This window comes from Neisseria meningitidis (assembly GCF_022869645.1).
Classification (GTDB): domain Bacteria; phylum Pseudomonadota; class Gammaproteobacteria; order Burkholderiales; family Neisseriaceae; genus Neisseria; species Neisseria meningitidis.
In genome coordinates this window covers 304,813-319,441 of record NZ_CP064367.1, presented here as the reverse complement: position 1 = coordinate 319,441, position 14,629 = coordinate 304,813, and the positions used below count along the sequence as shown (strand labels likewise).

The following is a 14,629-nucleotide window of genomic DNA, read 5'->3' as shown; positions in this document are numbered from 1 at the left end:
TAAAATCCCATTCAGACGACCTTTTCTAAAATCCCTGTATTGATTTTTAATTCAATACAGGGATTTTTCCATGTCAGACAAGTTCAACCAATTCATCAACCGCGTCCTCTCTCACGAGGGTGGTTACGCCAACCATCCCAAAGACCCCGGCGGCGAAACCAATTGGGGCATCACTAAGCGCACCGCACAGGCAAACGGCTACAACGGCTCCATGCGTGCCATGACGCGTGAACAGGCAATCAGCATTTACCGTAAAGCGTTTTGGGAGCGTTACCGCGCCGACCAAATGCCGGAAGCGGTCGCGTTCCAATTTTTTGATGCCTGCGTCAACCACGGTTACGGCAATGCCGCCCGTATGCTGCAACGCGCCGCAGGCGTACCGGACGACGGCGTTATCGGAGCAGTCAGCCTCAAAGCCATCAATTCCCTTCCCGAAAACGACCTTTTATTGCGGTTCAACGCCGAGCGTCTGGTCTTTTATACCAAGCTCGGTACGTTCACCTCTTTCGGCAAGGGCTGGGTACGCCGTGTGGCGCAAAACCTGATTCACGCGTCTGCAGATAACACTGATTAAAGGGAGATAAACCATGTCAAAAAAGTCACTCATCGCCCTAATGACCGCAGCCATGCAGCCCGATTTCAGCCACAGCGACCTAGGCATTCGCTACGCCATGCCGACTCAGGGATGTTGGACGCAAGCCCACCGCAAGAGCGGGGTAGCCGCCGCGAAACGCGCAGCCAAAAAAAAGCGTCACAAATAACCGCCTTTTTCCGATGGCTGGGCGGCTTGGTCTCTAATCCGGCCACAGGAAAAATCAGCCATACCAAACTATGGGCAAACGTCGCCGCAGCCGCCATGACTTGGAAGTTCGTGCAGGCGGCGGACGCGCCCGAATGGCTCTAGTGGGCTTATGGCGCATTGGTCGGCGGGTATGCATTAATCAAACGCGGCATCGCGGCGATTCCGCAGTTGGCAGAAATCAAAAAATCCGCAAATCAGGAAGGGGGCGGCAATGATTGAATTTGTCCGAGCCAAAAAACGGCTGCTTTGGGCATTTGTGCTTTTGCTTGTGTGGACGTGCGGTTACCGATACGCCGCCGACAAGGCCGAAGCGAAACAAACCGCCCTGATTGCCACCTATCGGCATTCTTCTATGGTTGCGGCGGAACAATACGCCTTGCAGCTTAAAAAAGCGCAGGACGAAAGGCAGCGGTGGTACGACTTTTCCCAAAAACAAGGAAGAAAGCCCGTGAAAAAACAGTATCCGCCGCAAACGAAAAAAGCCGGCTATCTGAAAACCAAGGAAGAACTGCTTGCGGAATTGGCTTGCCTTAAAGCGGAAATGGCTGCCCTAAAAAAGCTCGATGCCTTAATCTATGGGAAAGAAGTGCGGCAGAAAGAACGCAACTCGTCGCAGGGTTAAGGCAATGCCATCCGTTGAACTGCTGTTGGTGATTGTCGGACTGCCACGCGGCACCTTCTATTACCAATTGGCCGTCCAATCGGCAGAAGACAAATATGCCGATTTGAAACGGCATATCCATGATATTTATCGACGACATAAGGGAAGATACGGCTACCGGAGGATTGCGGCAGCCATCCGTCACGCAGGAACACCGGTCAATCACAAGAAAGTCAGCCGTCTGATGGCGAAGACGGGGCTGAAGGCAGTGATATGGCGGCGCAAATACCGCTCGTTCAAAGGAGAAGTCGGCAAAATTGCGCCGAATATCCTGCGACGCTGTTTCCATGCAGAAAAGCCGAATGAGAAATGGGTAACGGACGTTACCGAGTTCAATGTAGGCGGAGAAAAGATATACCTTTCTCCGATTATGGATTTGTTTAACGGGGAAATCGTCAGTTACCGTATTCAAACCCGCCCGACTTTCGATTTGGCCGGCGAGATACTGAAAGGTGCGCCGGAGAAACCGAGATCGTCTGAAAAGCCGATACTGCATTCGGATCAAGGTTGGCAATATCAGATGTTTTTTTATAGTGGATTAAATTTAAATCAGGACAGGGCGATGAAGCCGCAGACAGTACAAATAGTACGGCAAGGCGAGGCAACGCCGTACTGGTTTAAATTTAATCCACTATACAACAACGATAGAATCAAGTTGAAATTAAAAGGGCTGAGCCTTGTTCAGTACAGAATTCAGTCCCTGAAAGCCGCTTGATTAAACTGTCCGACTTTTTGGGGTCAGTTCGGCTTCGGCATTTTTTTATCCGTTTGGGGGTAACTTGTTTGGAAAGCTGCAAGCTTATAAATAAAGGATTACATTTAAGTTTTGGGTAACCTTTTTAAAAAAATGCGTGATGACTTTTGCATTCTTAAGGCGTTTTTTGGGGTAATTCGTGAAAAGAGTTACCCCAAAAGTTACCCCATAAATGGCGAAAACTCAAGCATACGCCAGCATATTCAAGGCAACAAAAAAGCCTTGAAACTGTTGAAGTTCAAGGCTTTTTTGTGTTTCAGGATACTGCTGAAAATAGGGTATGGTGGAGGCGGGGGGAATCGAACCCCCGTCCGAAAGTCCTCTACAAAGCGTTCTACATACTTAGTTGTGTCTATTTGAAAATCTTATTTCCATCATGCCGACCAACAGGCCTTTTGGAAACCAGTTACCTTAAATCTCATTTCCTGCCAAATAACCCGGCAGGAAACCAGTCAATGTAAGATGACGTTGCGGTGGCTTTCGCCACACAGCCCATTGACCGACTGCTGCAACGGCTAGCCTTAAGCGGCTAAAGCGTAAGTTTCGTCGTTTGCGACTATTTGAATTCAGTGTTTTACGGGAATCTGAGACCCCGGTATGCCCGCATCTGCTTCGCAACCCCCGTCGAAACCAAGGTCGCCCCCAGAAATGGTTTGCAAATTATACGGATATTGTGCGGTGCTGCCAAGTCTGTCGGAGAAATTTGTCAGTCTTGCTGCCTTAATTTGCGTTTGAGCAGGATGCGGACGCAGCCGTCGTTGCCTTCCCGGGGTTCGGCGTAGGCGAGTACATCGGGGTGTTGCATCAGCCAGTTTCGGGTCATATTTTTCAGAACGGGTTTGTAGCCTTTGGAACCTAATCCGCTGCCGTGGATGATTTCGCCGCATACGCCGCGTTTTTGGGTGAATGCGATGAATTCGTTGAGGACTTTTTGGGCTTCTTCCTGTGTGTAGCCGTGCAGGTCGACATCGGTAACGACGGGATAGTATCCGTTTTTCAGGCGTTGGATGTCGTTTTTTCCCTGTCCGTTTTTGCTGAAGCTGGCGGGCGGGTCGTTGTATGTGCTGCCGATGTAGAAGTAGTTTTCTTCGTCGGCGCGGTTGTCTTTGGGACGGACTTTGATGGGGGTTTTGTCGGGCGGCGCATAATATTGCTGCCGGTTTTTTAATGGGGAGACTTGTCCGACTGCTTGTGAAAAATCGAAATCCTGTTCTTGTTTTTGCTTGTTTTTTTCGGCTGCCTGTTTTTCTGCCGCTTCTTTTTGGGCTTGTTTGCCCAGTTGTTTGAGGATGTTTTGGAAGTCGGTATTCATATTTTTTCCTGTTATTTGTCCGATGGCTGTTTCGGGCGGGGTTTTAATTTGCCGGAATGTTTGCCAATCGGGGGAGGATGATTTTGTTGCCGTCGTATGTTTTTTGAAAGTGTGATTGTATATCAAAAAGAAATGCGGCAACCGTCGGCAGTGTTGATTGCCGGAAATGCGGGCCGGTCGAACCGATATGCCCGAACGCCTGATAAAGTTTTAAAAACCTGCCTTGCGAAGCAGGTTAATGGTTTTGCCAATTTTGAATTGCCGGAAACGCGAAACACGGAAATCTGATGTTTTATAAATGTTCCGATACGAACTGCAAAATATTGGTTGAGACCTTTGCAAAATTCCTTTCCCTCACGACAACCGAAACCCCAACACAGGTTTTCGGCTGTTTTCGCCCCAAATATCTCCTAATTTTACCCAAATACCCCCTTAATCCTCCCCGGATACCCTATAATCAGGCATCCGGGCTGCCTTTTAGGCGGCAGCGGGCGCACTTAACCTGTTGGCGGCTTTCAACAGGTTCAAACACATCGCCTTCAGATGGCTTTGTGCACTCACTTTAATCAGTCCGAAATAGGCTGCCCGCGCATAGCGGAATTTACGGTGCAGCGTACCGAAGCTCTGTTCGACCACATAACGGGTCTTCGATAAATACCGGTTGAGACCTTTGCAAAATTCCTTTCCCTCCCGACAGCCGAAACCCAAACACAGGTTTTCGGCTGTTTTCGCCTCAAATACCTCCTGATTTTACCCAAATACCCCCTTAATCCTCCCTGGATACCCGATAATCAGGCATCCGGTCGCCTTTTGGGCGGCAGCGGGCGCACTTAGCCTGTTGGCGGCTTTCAACAGGTTCAAACACATCGCCACGGGTCTTCGACAAATACCGGTCGCGTTTGGTTTGCGTTTCCGTCAGCGGACGGTTGCGGCAGGCTTTGCGCATAATGCCGTCCAACAACTGATGTTCTTCCAGATGTTGCCGGTTTTCCGCACTGTCGTAGCCTTTGTCGGCATAGACGGTCGTACCTTCGGGTAACCCTTCCAACAACGGCAACAGGTGGTTGCACTCATGGGTATTGGCTGGGGTGATGTGCAGTTTCTCGATATAGCCTTCCGCATCGGTACGGGTATGTTGTTTGTAACCGAGTCTGTAGAGGCCGTTTTTCTTTGTCCAACGGGCATCGCCGTCTTTACTCGGTGTAGTTTGTCCGCTGACTTGTCCTTTGTTATCGACTTCTATGGCCTGACGCTGTTTGCTGCCGGCGGTCTGAATAATGGTGGCATCAACGACGGCGGCGGATGCTTTCTCTACTTTTAAACCTTTTTCGGTCAGTTGGCGGTTAATCAGTTCCAGCAATTCGGACAGGGTGTCGTCTTGCGCCGCCGGTTGCGGTAGCGGCATAAGGTGCTGTAATCGGGGATGCTCAGTTCGTCAAAACGGCAAAACAGGTTGAAATCGATGCGGGTGATGAGGCTGTGTTCGAGTTCGGGATCGGAGAGGCTGTGCCATTGTCCGAGCAGGACGGCTTTGAACATGGACAACAGCGGGTAGGCGGGACGGCCGCGGTGGTCTCGGAGGTAACGGGTTCTTTGACGGTTCAGGTATTGTTCGATCGGCTGCCAATCAATCACCCGGTCCAACTTCAATAGCGGGAAACGGTCGATGTGTTTGGCAATCATGGCTTGTGCGGTTTGCCGGAAGAAGGTGCTCATGGAAAATCCCCTAAATGGCTTGGTGGGAATTTAGGGGATTTTGGGGAGTTTTGCAAAGGTCTCCGGTTGCGTTTGGTTTGCGCTTCCGTCAGCGGACGGTTGCGGCAGGCTTTGCGCATAATGCCGTCCTGCAACTGATGTTCTTCCAGATGTTGCCGGTTTTCCGCACTGTCGTAGCCTTTGTCGACATAGACGGTCGTACCTTTGGGCAGTCCTTCCAGCAAAGGCGACAGGTGTTTGCACTCATGGGCATTGGCGGGGGTGATGTGCAGTTTCTCGATATAGCCTTCTGCATCGGTACGGGTATGTTGTTTGTAACCGAGTTTGTAGAGGCCGTTTTTCTTTGTCCAACGGGCATCTTTATCCTTACTCGGTGTGGTTTGGCCGTTGATTTGTCCTTCTTCATCGACTTCTATAGCCTGACGCTGTTTGCTGCCGGCGGTCTGAATAATGGTGGCGTCAATGCTTTCTCTATTTTTAAACCTTTTTCGGTCAGTTGGCGGTTAATCAGTTCCAGCAATTCGGACAGGGTGTCGTCTTGCGCCAGCCAGTTGCGGTAGCGGCATAAAGTATAGTGGATTAACAAAAATCAGGACAAGGCGACGAAGCCGCAGACAGTACAAATAGTACGGAACCGATTCACTTGGTGCTTCAGCACCTTAGAGAATCGTTCTCTTTGAGCTAAGGCGAGGCAACGCCGTACTGGTTTTTGTTAATCCACTATACTGCTCAGTTCGTCGAAACGGCAAAACAGGTTGAAATCGATGCGGGTAATGAGGCTGTGTTCGAGTTCGGGATCGGAGAGGCTGTGCCATTGTCCGAGCAGGACGGCTTTGAACATGGACAACAGCGGGTAGGCGGGACGGCCGCGGTGGTCTCTAAGGTAACGGTTTTTTTGACGGTTCAGGTACTGCTCGATCGGCTGCCAATCAATCACCTGGTCCAACTTCAATAGCGGGAAACGGTCGATGTGTTTGGCAATCATGGCTTGGGCGGTTTGTTGAAAGAAGGTGCTCATGAGAAATCCCCTAAATGTCTTGGTGGGAATTTAGGGGATTTTGGGGAATTTTGCAAAGGTCTCTGGTTTTGTTTCTGACAGGCAAAAGCACTGTTTATTTGGCTGTCAAAAGGATGGTTAAGGAAAGTTATGCGCCCCTGAAGCGAGCCCCAGATAAGGATGGTTGCGCCGACGGCTTCAGACGGCATTTTGGCGGCGGTGTTGGGTTTTGTATCCGGTTTGCCGTTGTGTCCTGTGATGATGATTTTGGGCGCGGTTTTTCTGTTTTGATGTGTGAAATGCCGTCTGAAAGGCGGTTCAGACGGCATAGCGGTCATTTTTGTGCGGTCAGGCGGTCGAATATGCCGCCGTCGGCGAAGTAGGTTTTCATGATGTTGTCCCATCCGCCGAATTTTTCTTCGGGAGAGAAGGTGTCTAAGTCTGGGAAGTCGGCTTTGTGTCTTGCCAATACTTCGGGGTTGCGGGGGCGCAGGTAGAGTGAGGCGGCGAGTTCTTGCGCCGGTTCGCTCCAAAGGTATTCGAGATAGGCGCGGGCGGTTTTTTGCGTGCCTTTTTTCGCGACGACGCTGTTGACGACGGCGACGGGGCTTTCGGCGGAAATGGTGTAGCTCGGATAGACGATTTCAAACTGTCCTTGGGTCAGTTTTTTGCTGACGTAGTTGGCTTCGTTTTCAAAAGTGATGAGTACGTCGCCGATGTTGCGTTGTGTGAAGGTGGTGGTGGCGGCGCGTCCGCCGTTTTCAAAAACGGGGGTGTTTTTGAGGATGGATGCGACGAGTTTTTGGGCTTCCTGTTCGTTGCCGTTGGTGGTTTTCAGACCGTAACCGTATGCGCCGAGGAAGGCGTAGCGTCCGTTGCCCGAGGTTTTGGGATTGGCGATGACGATGTTAACGCCGTCTTTGGCAAGGTCGTTCCAATCGCGGATCTGTTTGGGGTTGTTTTTTCGGACAAGGAAAACCATAGTGCTGGTGTAGGGCGCGGCGTGGTCGGGGAGGGCTTGTTGCCAGCCTTTTTCTACCAGTCCTTTTTTTTCGAGCAGGTCGATGTCGGAGGATTGGTTCATGGTTACGACATCGGCTTGAAGGCCGTTGGCTACGGATAATGCCTGTTTGCTGGAGCCGCCGTGGGACTGTTGGATGCTGACGGATGTGCCGGGGTGTTCGGATTGGTATGTTTTGATAAATAAGGGGTTGTATTCTTTGTAAAAATCCCGTGCCACATCGTATGAGGCGTTGAGCAGGGTAATGTTTTTTCCGTCGGATTCGGTATTGGCCGGGGCATTTTGTCCGGACGGATGGTTTGAATCGGCTGCGGGGCTGCAGGCGGTGAGCAGGGCTGCGGTATAGAATGCCGGTGCGTAGGTTTTCATATGCTTGTCCTGTCGGTTGGTAGATGGGGCAACTTTATACGGCTGTCTGCGCTTGTGGAAATAATGTTTGATTTGAAGATTATCAGTTTTGGTTATAAGGACGGATCAGAGGTGTTTCCGCATCAGTTCGCATTTGATTTTGATGCTGGGGTCAAGCTGCAATACTGCCGAACCGAGCGATTCGTAGCGGTTGAGAAGGTAAAACGGGACGGAGTTGAGCGATGCGTAGAGTTTCAGAAAGCTCAAACCGGATTTGTGGGCGATGGTTTCCGCCTGATGAAGCAGGGCAGTGCCCAGTCCGAGGTTGTGGAACAGGGGGTGGACGTAAAGTGCATCGAGTTGTGCTTCTTGGCAGTCGATTTGGAAAAATCCCTGTATGTTGCCTTTGTATTCGGCAACCCAAAGTGCTTTGTCGGGATCGGAAATGGTCGGCAGGTAGCTTTCTGTGTTTAACAAGCCTTCCCATACTTTTAGGGCGTGTTCGTTGTAGCTGAGGATGCAGGTGTATTGGACGGAGTGCAGGTGGACTTTGAAGATGTCTTTGCAGTCTTGCACGGTGGCGGGGCGTAACAGTGTCAGCAGGTTCATGGCAGTATGTCGGCGGCTTCAGACGGCATCTGTGCCGTTGGTCGGATTATAGGGACTGATGCAGTTTTTTTGCTTCTTGAAATGCGGTGTCCGAATCGGTGCTTAAAATGGTAAAGTGTCCCATTTTCCGCCCTTTGTGCGCGGTTTTTTTGCCGTAAAGGTGCAGGTGCGCGTCCGGCCGGCTTTGCAGGGGAAACCAATCCGGTTCGCCGCCGTCTTCCTGCCAAACGTCGCCCAAAATATTCGCCATACAGCAAGAACTCAGCAATTTGGTGTCAGCAGGTGGCAGGTTGCACATCAGGCGGACCTGTTGCTGGAATTGGTCTGCCGCGCAGGCGTCGACGGTATGGTGGCCGGAATTGTGCGGACGCGGCGCGATTTCGTTGACGACCAATTCATGCGTGTCGCCGACAACAAACATTTCTACCGCCAATACGCCGACGTAGTTCAATTCATCGGCCAAACGCTGCGCCATTTGTCGCGCCTGTTGCTGAATGTCGGCACTCAGTCGGGCTGGGACGATGGAGTAGGCGAGGATACCGTTTTCGTGAATGTTTTCGGCAGGATCGAAAGTTTGCACGTTGTCATTGTTCAGACGGCATACGATAACGGAAATTTCGCCGCGCAAGTCCACCATTTTTTCCAAAACGCAATCCACGCCGCGGTGTTCGGCAAACGCGGCTTTGAGTTCATCCACCGTTTTGACGCGGATTTGGCCTTTGCCGTCATAGCCCAATGTAGCGGTTTTCAGGATGCCGGGCAGAAATTGTATGCTTTCTTCAGTGATGTCTTCGGCTTTGCAAATTGCTTGATACGGCGCGGTTTGCAGGCCTGCTTTGCGTATCCATGCCTTTTCCTGAATGCGGTTTTGCGCGATGGCAACGCAGTCGCCGCTGGGGGAAACATTGGTATGTTTGGCGAGAAAACGCATCGCATCGGCATTGACGTTTTCGAACTCGGTCGTAACAGCCGCACATTTTGCCAATTCTTCCAAAGCGGTTTGGTTGTCAAACGGCGCACACAAATGGCGGTCGGCAAATTCCGCTGCCGGCGCATTCGGGTTGGGATCGAGTACGGTTACTTTGTAGCCCATGGTTTTGGCAGCAACAGTAAACATTCTGCCTAATTGTCCGCCGCCAAGAATGCCGAGCATGGCGGGCGGAGAAAGAGATATGTTTTTCATGCTGACTCTTCAAATTGTACAAGTTGATAGCTATAACTAATTCTTGACGGATGTCTTGTATCGCTGGAATTACCAGTTTCAGAAATACAGAATACTTTTTCCATAAATTTTTCTGCTTTTAGAAATTCCAGTATTCTGTTTTTTTCATCCTTATAAGCACTGCGGTCTGTACCCCATGCAAGAATAATCATATCAGCATCTTCCAAACATCCTTTAAATTTGGAAAAATCGGTTTGGGTGTTTGCCCTAATTCCTGTTTGCTGTGTAGAGTAACTGGAAAAAATATTTAACATTTTGAAGTTGGTAAAACCGTACATATCCAAGAAACGTGCAAGTTGGGTAAGGGTTTTGTCGCTTCTTTCATCATTTGCTTTACTTGGATTAATTCCTATAGCAACAGCTGAGAAATTTTTAGGATTTTCTGTGTTGCCGCTCCATCTAACCGTTAGGATTTCTCGACTTTTTTCATTATCTGTATAGAGACCGTCTTTGGTAGTCGGTCTGAGTGTTTGGCGAAGCTCATAAAGTTTTTCATAAGTCATTTATCCAACCCTTCCTGCACCATCTGCGCGGCGCGTATAACGGCTCGGGCTTTGTTTTGTGTTTCCTGCCATTCGGAGGCCGGATCGGAGTCGGCAACCACGCCCGCGCCGCTTTGGACGTATAGCGTGTTGTTTTTTACTACGGCGGTGCGGATGGCGATTGCCAAATCCATGTCGTTGTTGAAACCCCATACGCCGACGGCACCGCCGTAGATGCCGCGTTTGCTCGGTTCGACTTCTTCGATGATTTCCATGGCGCGGACTTTGGGTGCGCCGGAGAGTGTGCCGGCAGGGAAGGTAGCGGCGAGGATGTCCATGTTGGTCATGCCGTCTTTCAGACGGCCTTCGACGTTGGAAACGATGTGCATTACATGGGAGTATTTTTCAATCACCATTTTGTCGGTAACTTTGACTTCGCCGGTTTTACTGATGCGGCCGACGTCGTTGCGTCCTAAGTCAATCAACATGACGTGTTCGGCGATTTCTTTGGCATCGCTTAACAAATCTTGTTCGTTGGCAAGGTCTTCGGCGGGGGTTTTGCCGCGCAGGCGCGTGCCGGCGATGGGGCGGACGATGACATCGTCGCGTTCGCGGCGGACGAGGATTTCGGGCGAGGAGCCGACGATGTGGAAATCGCCGAAATCGTAGTAAAAGAGATAAGGCGAAGGGTTGAGCGTACGCAGGGCGCGGTAGAGGGCGAGCGGGCTGTCGGTGAATTCCATGCTCATGCGCTGGCTGGGGACAACCTGCATGCAGTCGCCTGCGAAGATGTAGTCTTTGATTTTGTTAACGCAGGCTTTGAACGGCTCTTCGCCGAATTCGCTGACGGCTTCGGTGTGTTTGCTGCCGAGCGAGAGCGGGATGGCGCAGCTTTGGCGCAACTGGGTGCGGATGTCTTCGAGGCGTTCGCGGGCGCGTTCGTAGCCGTCGGGCTGCGACGGATCGGCGTAAACGACGAGATGGATTTTGCCGCTCAAATTGTCGATCACCGCCAATTCTTGCGACAGCATCAGCAAGATGTCGGGCGTGCCGAGCGGGTCGGCTTTGGTGGTGTTTTTCAGGCGGTGGGCGAAGTGTTCAAAATTGTAGATGGTTTCGTAACCGAAGTAGCCGACCAGTCCGCCGGTAAAGCGCGGCAGGCTTGGGATTTCGGGTGTTTTGAAGCGGTTGTGGAAGGCTTCGATAAAGGGCAGGGGGTTGCCGTCGTGTTGCTCGACAATTTCGCCGTTTTGATAAACATCGACGTGTTTGCCGCTGGCTTTGAGATAGTGGCTGCAAGGCAGGCCGATAAAAGAATAGCGGCCGAAACGTTCGCCACCGACAACGGATTCGAGCAGGTAGGTATAGGGGCGGTTGGCGAGTTTGAGATAGAGGGAAAGCGGCGTATCCAAATCGGCAAGGAGTTCTTGCACGAGCGGGATGCGGTTGTAGCCTTGGGCGGCTTGGGCTTGGTATTCTTGTTTGCTGATCATTTCTGCTTTCCCAAAGGGCGGTTTCGGACGGCGCGGCAACGGGCGCGAGTATAGCATTTTATCGGAATTGTTGACAGTCTGACCGGAGATGCCGTCTGAAAAGGACGGGCTTACGGCTTTGTTTTGCGCTGCCGGTATTGTTTCCATTTAAACAGATAACCTGCGGTTACGGGAATCAGGGCTAAGATGGTTTTGAACGTCCATGATGCATACCAAGGTAAAGAACCGGGTGCGACCGATTGATTCAGATACGGCCACCAACAGGCAGTCAGGCAGCCGAGCAGCAGCGGCCAGATATGCCGGCTGAGGTTTTTTTGCCAAAGGAGGAATGATGCGGCAGACCAAAGCAGGGTAAGGGCAGTGATTTTTAACACGGTATAAGCATCCGCTCCAAACAGGGCGGCGAGAAAATACGTACCGGCAATCCAGAGGACGGCAAGTATCAGGACAATGATTTCTTCAGGTCGTTTGAACATTTTTTTCTTCCTGTTTGATTTCAGACGGCATTGCCGTTCTGTTTGGTTTCCAGCAGCTCCCAGCGTTCCAGCTTTTCCAAAAGCAGCATTTCGATTTCTTCGGCGCGGCTTTGCAGTGCGCCGGCTTTTTCGTAATCTTTGAAGATTTCGGGATCGGAAAGCTGCGCGTTGATTTCTGCCTGTTCGGCTTCCAAGGCGGCGATTTCGTCGGGCAGGGCGTCGAGTTCGCGCTGTTCTTTGTAGGACAGTTTGACCGTGCGGTTGGCTTTGGGTTTTTCTTTCACCGGTTCGGCATCGGCTGTTTTGGGTGCGGATTCCGTCTGAATCTTCGCTTCGCGTGATTTTGCGTCGATGTAGTCCTGATAGCCGCCGATATATTCTTTTAACCTTCCATTTCCTTCAAAAATAATGCTTTGGGTAATCACGTTATCGAGGAACATACGGTCGTGTGAGACAAGGAATACCGTGCCTTGATAATCGCGCAGCAAATCTTCAAGCAGCTCTTGGGTATCGATATCCAAGTCGTTGGTCGGTTCGTCCAAAATCAAAATATTAGCAGGACGGGTAAAGAGTTTTGCCAGCAAAAGGCGGTTGCGTTCGCCGCCGGAGAGCGATGAAACGGGACTTTGTGCGCGGGCTGGATGGAATAAGAAATCTTCCAGATAGCTCATTACGTGTTTTTTCTTGCCGCCGACTTCGACGTAATCGTTGCCTTGACCGAGCGTGTAAAACACGGTGTCGTTTTCGTTCAACGTGCTGCGGAATTGGTCGAAATAGGCAACTTCCTGCTTACTGCCGATACGGATTCTGCCGTAGGTCGGCTGCAATTCGCCCAAAATCAGCTTGAGGAAGGTGGTTTTGCCGATACCGTTTGGGCCGATTAAGCCGATTTTGTCGCCACGCTGCAAGATGGCGGAGAATTTGTCCATGATGACTTTGTCGCCATAGGTAAACGAGGCATGTTCCAGTTCGGCAATGATTTTGCCGCTTTTCTCGCCGCTGTCGAGCTTGAAATTGACCTGCCCTTGTACGTTGCGGCGTTCGGCACGCTGGCGGCGCAGTTCTTCCAAACGGCGCACGCGGCCTTCGTTGCGGGTACGGCGCGCTTCGATGCCTTTGCGTATCCACGCTTCTTCCTGCGCGTGGAATTTGTCGAAGAGGCGGTTGTGTTCCGCTTCGACTGCCAACTCTTGCGCTTTTTTCTCGCTATATTTGGAGAACGAGCCGGGATAGGAACGCAAAATACCGCGATCGAGTTCGACAATCCGCGTGGCGATATTGTCCAAAAAACGGCGGTCGTGGGTAATCACAACCAGGCTGCCTTCAAACGCTTTGAGCAGGTTTTCCAACCAAATAATCGCGTCGATGTCCAAATGGTTGGTCGGTTCATCGAGCAGCAATACGTCGGGCTTCTGCACCCAAGCCTGCGCCAAGGCGACGCGCTTTTTCTGACCGCCGGAGAGGTTGCCGATTTTTTCGTTTTCCGGCAAACCGAGTTCGCCCAAAGTCTGCTTCACCGCCGCATCCAACTTCCAGCCGTCCTTCGCTTCGATCTCAAGTTGCAATTCGTTGAGCTCTTTCAATAAGGCCTCACTCGAACCATTTTCCAACTCATGGCTGACATGATGATAACGGCGCAATAAATCGCGAATTTCGCCCAAACCTTCGGCAACAGTATCAAATACGGTTGCTTCCTTATCAAAAAAGGATTCCTGCGGTACATAAACGATTTTGAGGTTGTTTTGGACAATAATCTGCCCATCATCAAGCTTTTGCACGCCGGCGAGGATTTTTAAAAACGAAGACTTACCCGCACCATTACGACCGATTAAGCCGATTTTTTCGCCGCTGTCGAGTTGGAAGGAAGTTTTGTCGAGCAGGGCGACGTGGCCGACGGCAAAGGAAGCGTTTTCTACAGATAATATATTCATGATACAAATTCTCAACAGTTACCGTTTGGATTTTACCGCAAGTTTGGCGCGGGCAATTTCAACCGCACCCGGCAGGACGGAAACAATAATGATGCCGCCCATCACCAAGCCCAGATTGTTTTTTACGACGGGGAAGTTGGCAAAGAAATAGCCCGCGTAAGAAAACAGGATAACCCACAACAAGCCACCGATGATGTTGTAGCGGATAAATTTGGCATAGTGCATTTTCCCCATACCGGCGACGAAGGGGGCGAAGGTGCGGACGATGGGCATAAAACGGGCAATGATGATGGTTTTGCCGCCGTGTTTTTCGTAAAAACGGTGGGTTTTATCGAGATATTCACGTCGGAAGATTTTAGAATCGGGATTGGCGAACAGCCTGCCGCCGAAATATTTGCCGACGGTAAAATTGAGCGCGTCGCCGAGTATGGCGGCAAGGCTTAATAATGCAACCATCAAATGAATATCCATACCGCCCAGCGCGGCAATACCGCCGGCGGCAAACAGCAGCGAATCGCCGGGCAGTAAGGGCGTAACAATCAGGCCGGTTTCGCAAAAAACAATCAAAAACAGAATCGCATAAATCCACACACCGTATTGCGCCGACAGCGCGAGCAGGTGTTGGTCGATATGGAGGATGAAGTCGATGGCGGAGGCAAGCACGGCGCGTTCCTAAAAAAAACAAACCGCGTATTTTAACCGATTGGAAAAATGCCGTCTGAAATTTTCAGACGGCATCGGCTATTCAAATTCATTTCACGTAAAAACCGCAAACCAAAATAGTTTGCGGTTTGGCATTTAAAGT

At 50.9% G+C, this 14,629-nt stretch carries 12 protein-coding genes, 1 other RNA gene and 7 pseudogenes; 5 read left to right on the top strand and 15 right to left on the bottom strand.

What is annotated here, in order from left to right:
* The first annotated feature begins 70 nt into the window (after positions 1-70).
* The 5 genes and pseudogenes from IUJ45_RS01640 to IUJ45_RS11125 form a co-directional block, all read left to right on the top strand.
* Complete coding sequence (locus tag IUJ45_RS01640) at positions 71-574, top strand: glycoside hydrolase family 108 protein (RefSeq protein WP_002225286.1); 504 nt, start codon at positions 71-73, stop codon at positions 572-574.
* A 111-nt stretch (positions 575-685) separates the two neighbouring features.
* Positions 686-1,021: pseudogene (locus IUJ45_RS01635) on the top strand (hypothetical protein).
* Entirely contained in the window at positions 1,014-1,424 is a 411-nt protein-coding gene (locus IUJ45_RS01630) for a hypothetical protein (protein WP_002219350.1), read from the top strand. The pseudogene IUJ45_RS01635 and the gene IUJ45_RS01630 overlap by 8 nt, the downstream one beginning before the upstream one ends.
* Positions 1,378-1,929 (top strand): annotated as a pseudogene (locus IUJ45_RS01625) (IS3 family transposase); the annotation flags it as partial. The gene IUJ45_RS01630 and the pseudogene IUJ45_RS01625, both read left to right, overlap by 47 nt.
* 63 nt (positions 1,930-1,992) lie before the next feature.
* A pseudogene (locus IUJ45_RS11125) lies at positions 1,993-2,100 on the top strand (IS5/IS1182 family transposase); the annotation flags it as partial.
* A gap of 398 nt (positions 2,101-2,498) precedes the next feature.
* Here IUJ45_RS11125 and ssrA read toward each other — a convergent pair.
* The 15 genes and pseudogenes from ssrA to IUJ45_RS01550 form a co-directional block, all read right to left on the bottom strand.
* Positions 2,499-2,861, bottom strand: a transfer-messenger RNA (tmRNA) gene (ssrA, locus tag IUJ45_RS01620).
* Positions 2,862-2,923: 62 nt separating this feature from the next.
* Positions 2,924-3,529 carry a Smr/MutS family protein gene (locus IUJ45_RS01615; protein WP_002219349.1) on the bottom strand — a complete coding sequence of 202 codons (606 nt, stop codon included), beginning with the start codon at positions 3,527-3,529 and terminating at the stop codon, positions 2,924-2,926.
* Positions 3,530-4,006: 477 nt separating this feature from the next.
* Positions 4,007-4,192, bottom strand: a pseudogene (locus IUJ45_RS01610) (IS5/IS1182 family transposase); the annotation flags it as partial.
* Between the two features lie 150 nt (positions 4,193-4,342).
* A pseudogene (locus tag IUJ45_RS01605) lies at positions 4,343-5,245 on the bottom strand (IS5 family transposase); the annotation flags it as partial.
* A 62-nt stretch (positions 5,246-5,307) separates the two neighbouring features.
* A pseudogene (locus tag IUJ45_RS01600) lies at positions 5,308-5,822 on the bottom strand (transposase); the annotation flags it as partial.
* Positions 5,823-5,960: 138 nt separating this feature from the next.
* Positions 5,961-6,263, bottom strand: a pseudogene (locus IUJ45_RS01595) (transposase); the annotation flags it as partial.
* Complete coding sequence (locus IUJ45_RS01590) at positions 6,260-6,571, bottom strand: hypothetical protein (protein ID WP_226893064.1); 312 nt, start codon at positions 6,569-6,571, stop codon at positions 6,260-6,262. The pseudogene IUJ45_RS01595 and the gene IUJ45_RS01590, both read right to left, overlap by 4 nt.
* Before the next feature lie 5 nt (positions 6,572-6,576).
* Positions 6,577-7,632, bottom strand: a complete 1,056-nt coding sequence (locus IUJ45_RS01585) for a sulfate ABC transporter substrate-binding protein (protein WP_082308610.1) — start codon at positions 7,630-7,632, stop codon at positions 6,577-6,579.
* Between the two features lie 105 nt (positions 7,633-7,737).
* Complete coding sequence (locus IUJ45_RS01580; protein WP_002213671.1) at positions 7,738-8,220, bottom strand: GNAT family N-acetyltransferase; 483 nt, start codon at positions 8,218-8,220, stop codon at positions 7,738-7,740.
* A 46-nt stretch (positions 8,221-8,266) separates the two neighbouring features.
* A complete protein-coding gene (locus IUJ45_RS01575; protein WP_002246167.1) occupies positions 8,267-9,403 on the bottom strand; it encodes a 5-(carboxyamino)imidazole ribonucleotide synthase in 1,137 nt (378 codons plus the stop codon).
* Complete coding sequence (locus IUJ45_RS01570) at positions 9,400-9,945, bottom strand: DUF1643 domain-containing protein (RefSeq protein WP_002213669.1); 546 nt, start codon at positions 9,943-9,945, stop codon at positions 9,400-9,402. Before IUJ45_RS01570 ends, IUJ45_RS01575 begins: the two co-directional genes overlap by 4 nt.
* Positions 9,942-11,417 carry an anthranilate synthase component I gene (trpE, locus tag IUJ45_RS01565; RefSeq protein WP_002225282.1) on the bottom strand — a complete coding sequence of 492 codons (1,476 nt, stop codon included), beginning with the start codon at positions 11,415-11,417 and terminating at the stop codon, positions 9,942-9,944. Before trpE ends, IUJ45_RS01570 begins: the two co-directional genes overlap by 4 nt.
* Positions 11,418-11,527: 110 nt before the next feature.
* A complete protein-coding gene (locus tag IUJ45_RS01560; protein WP_002213667.1) occupies positions 11,528-11,893 on the bottom strand; it encodes a hypothetical protein in 366 nt (121 codons plus the stop codon).
* A 20-nt stretch (positions 11,894-11,913) separates the two neighbouring features.
* Entirely contained in the window at positions 11,914-13,824 is a 1,911-nt protein-coding gene (locus tag IUJ45_RS01555; RefSeq protein ID WP_002246168.1) for an ATP-binding cassette domain-containing protein, read from the bottom strand.
* 18 nt (positions 13,825-13,842) lie between these two features.
* Positions 13,843-14,487 (bottom strand): DedA family protein, encoded by a 645-nt coding sequence (locus tag IUJ45_RS01550; protein WP_002219343.1) that lies wholly within the window; start codon positions 14,485-14,487, stop codon positions 13,843-13,845.
* Positions 14,488-14,629: the final 142 nt, after the last annotated feature.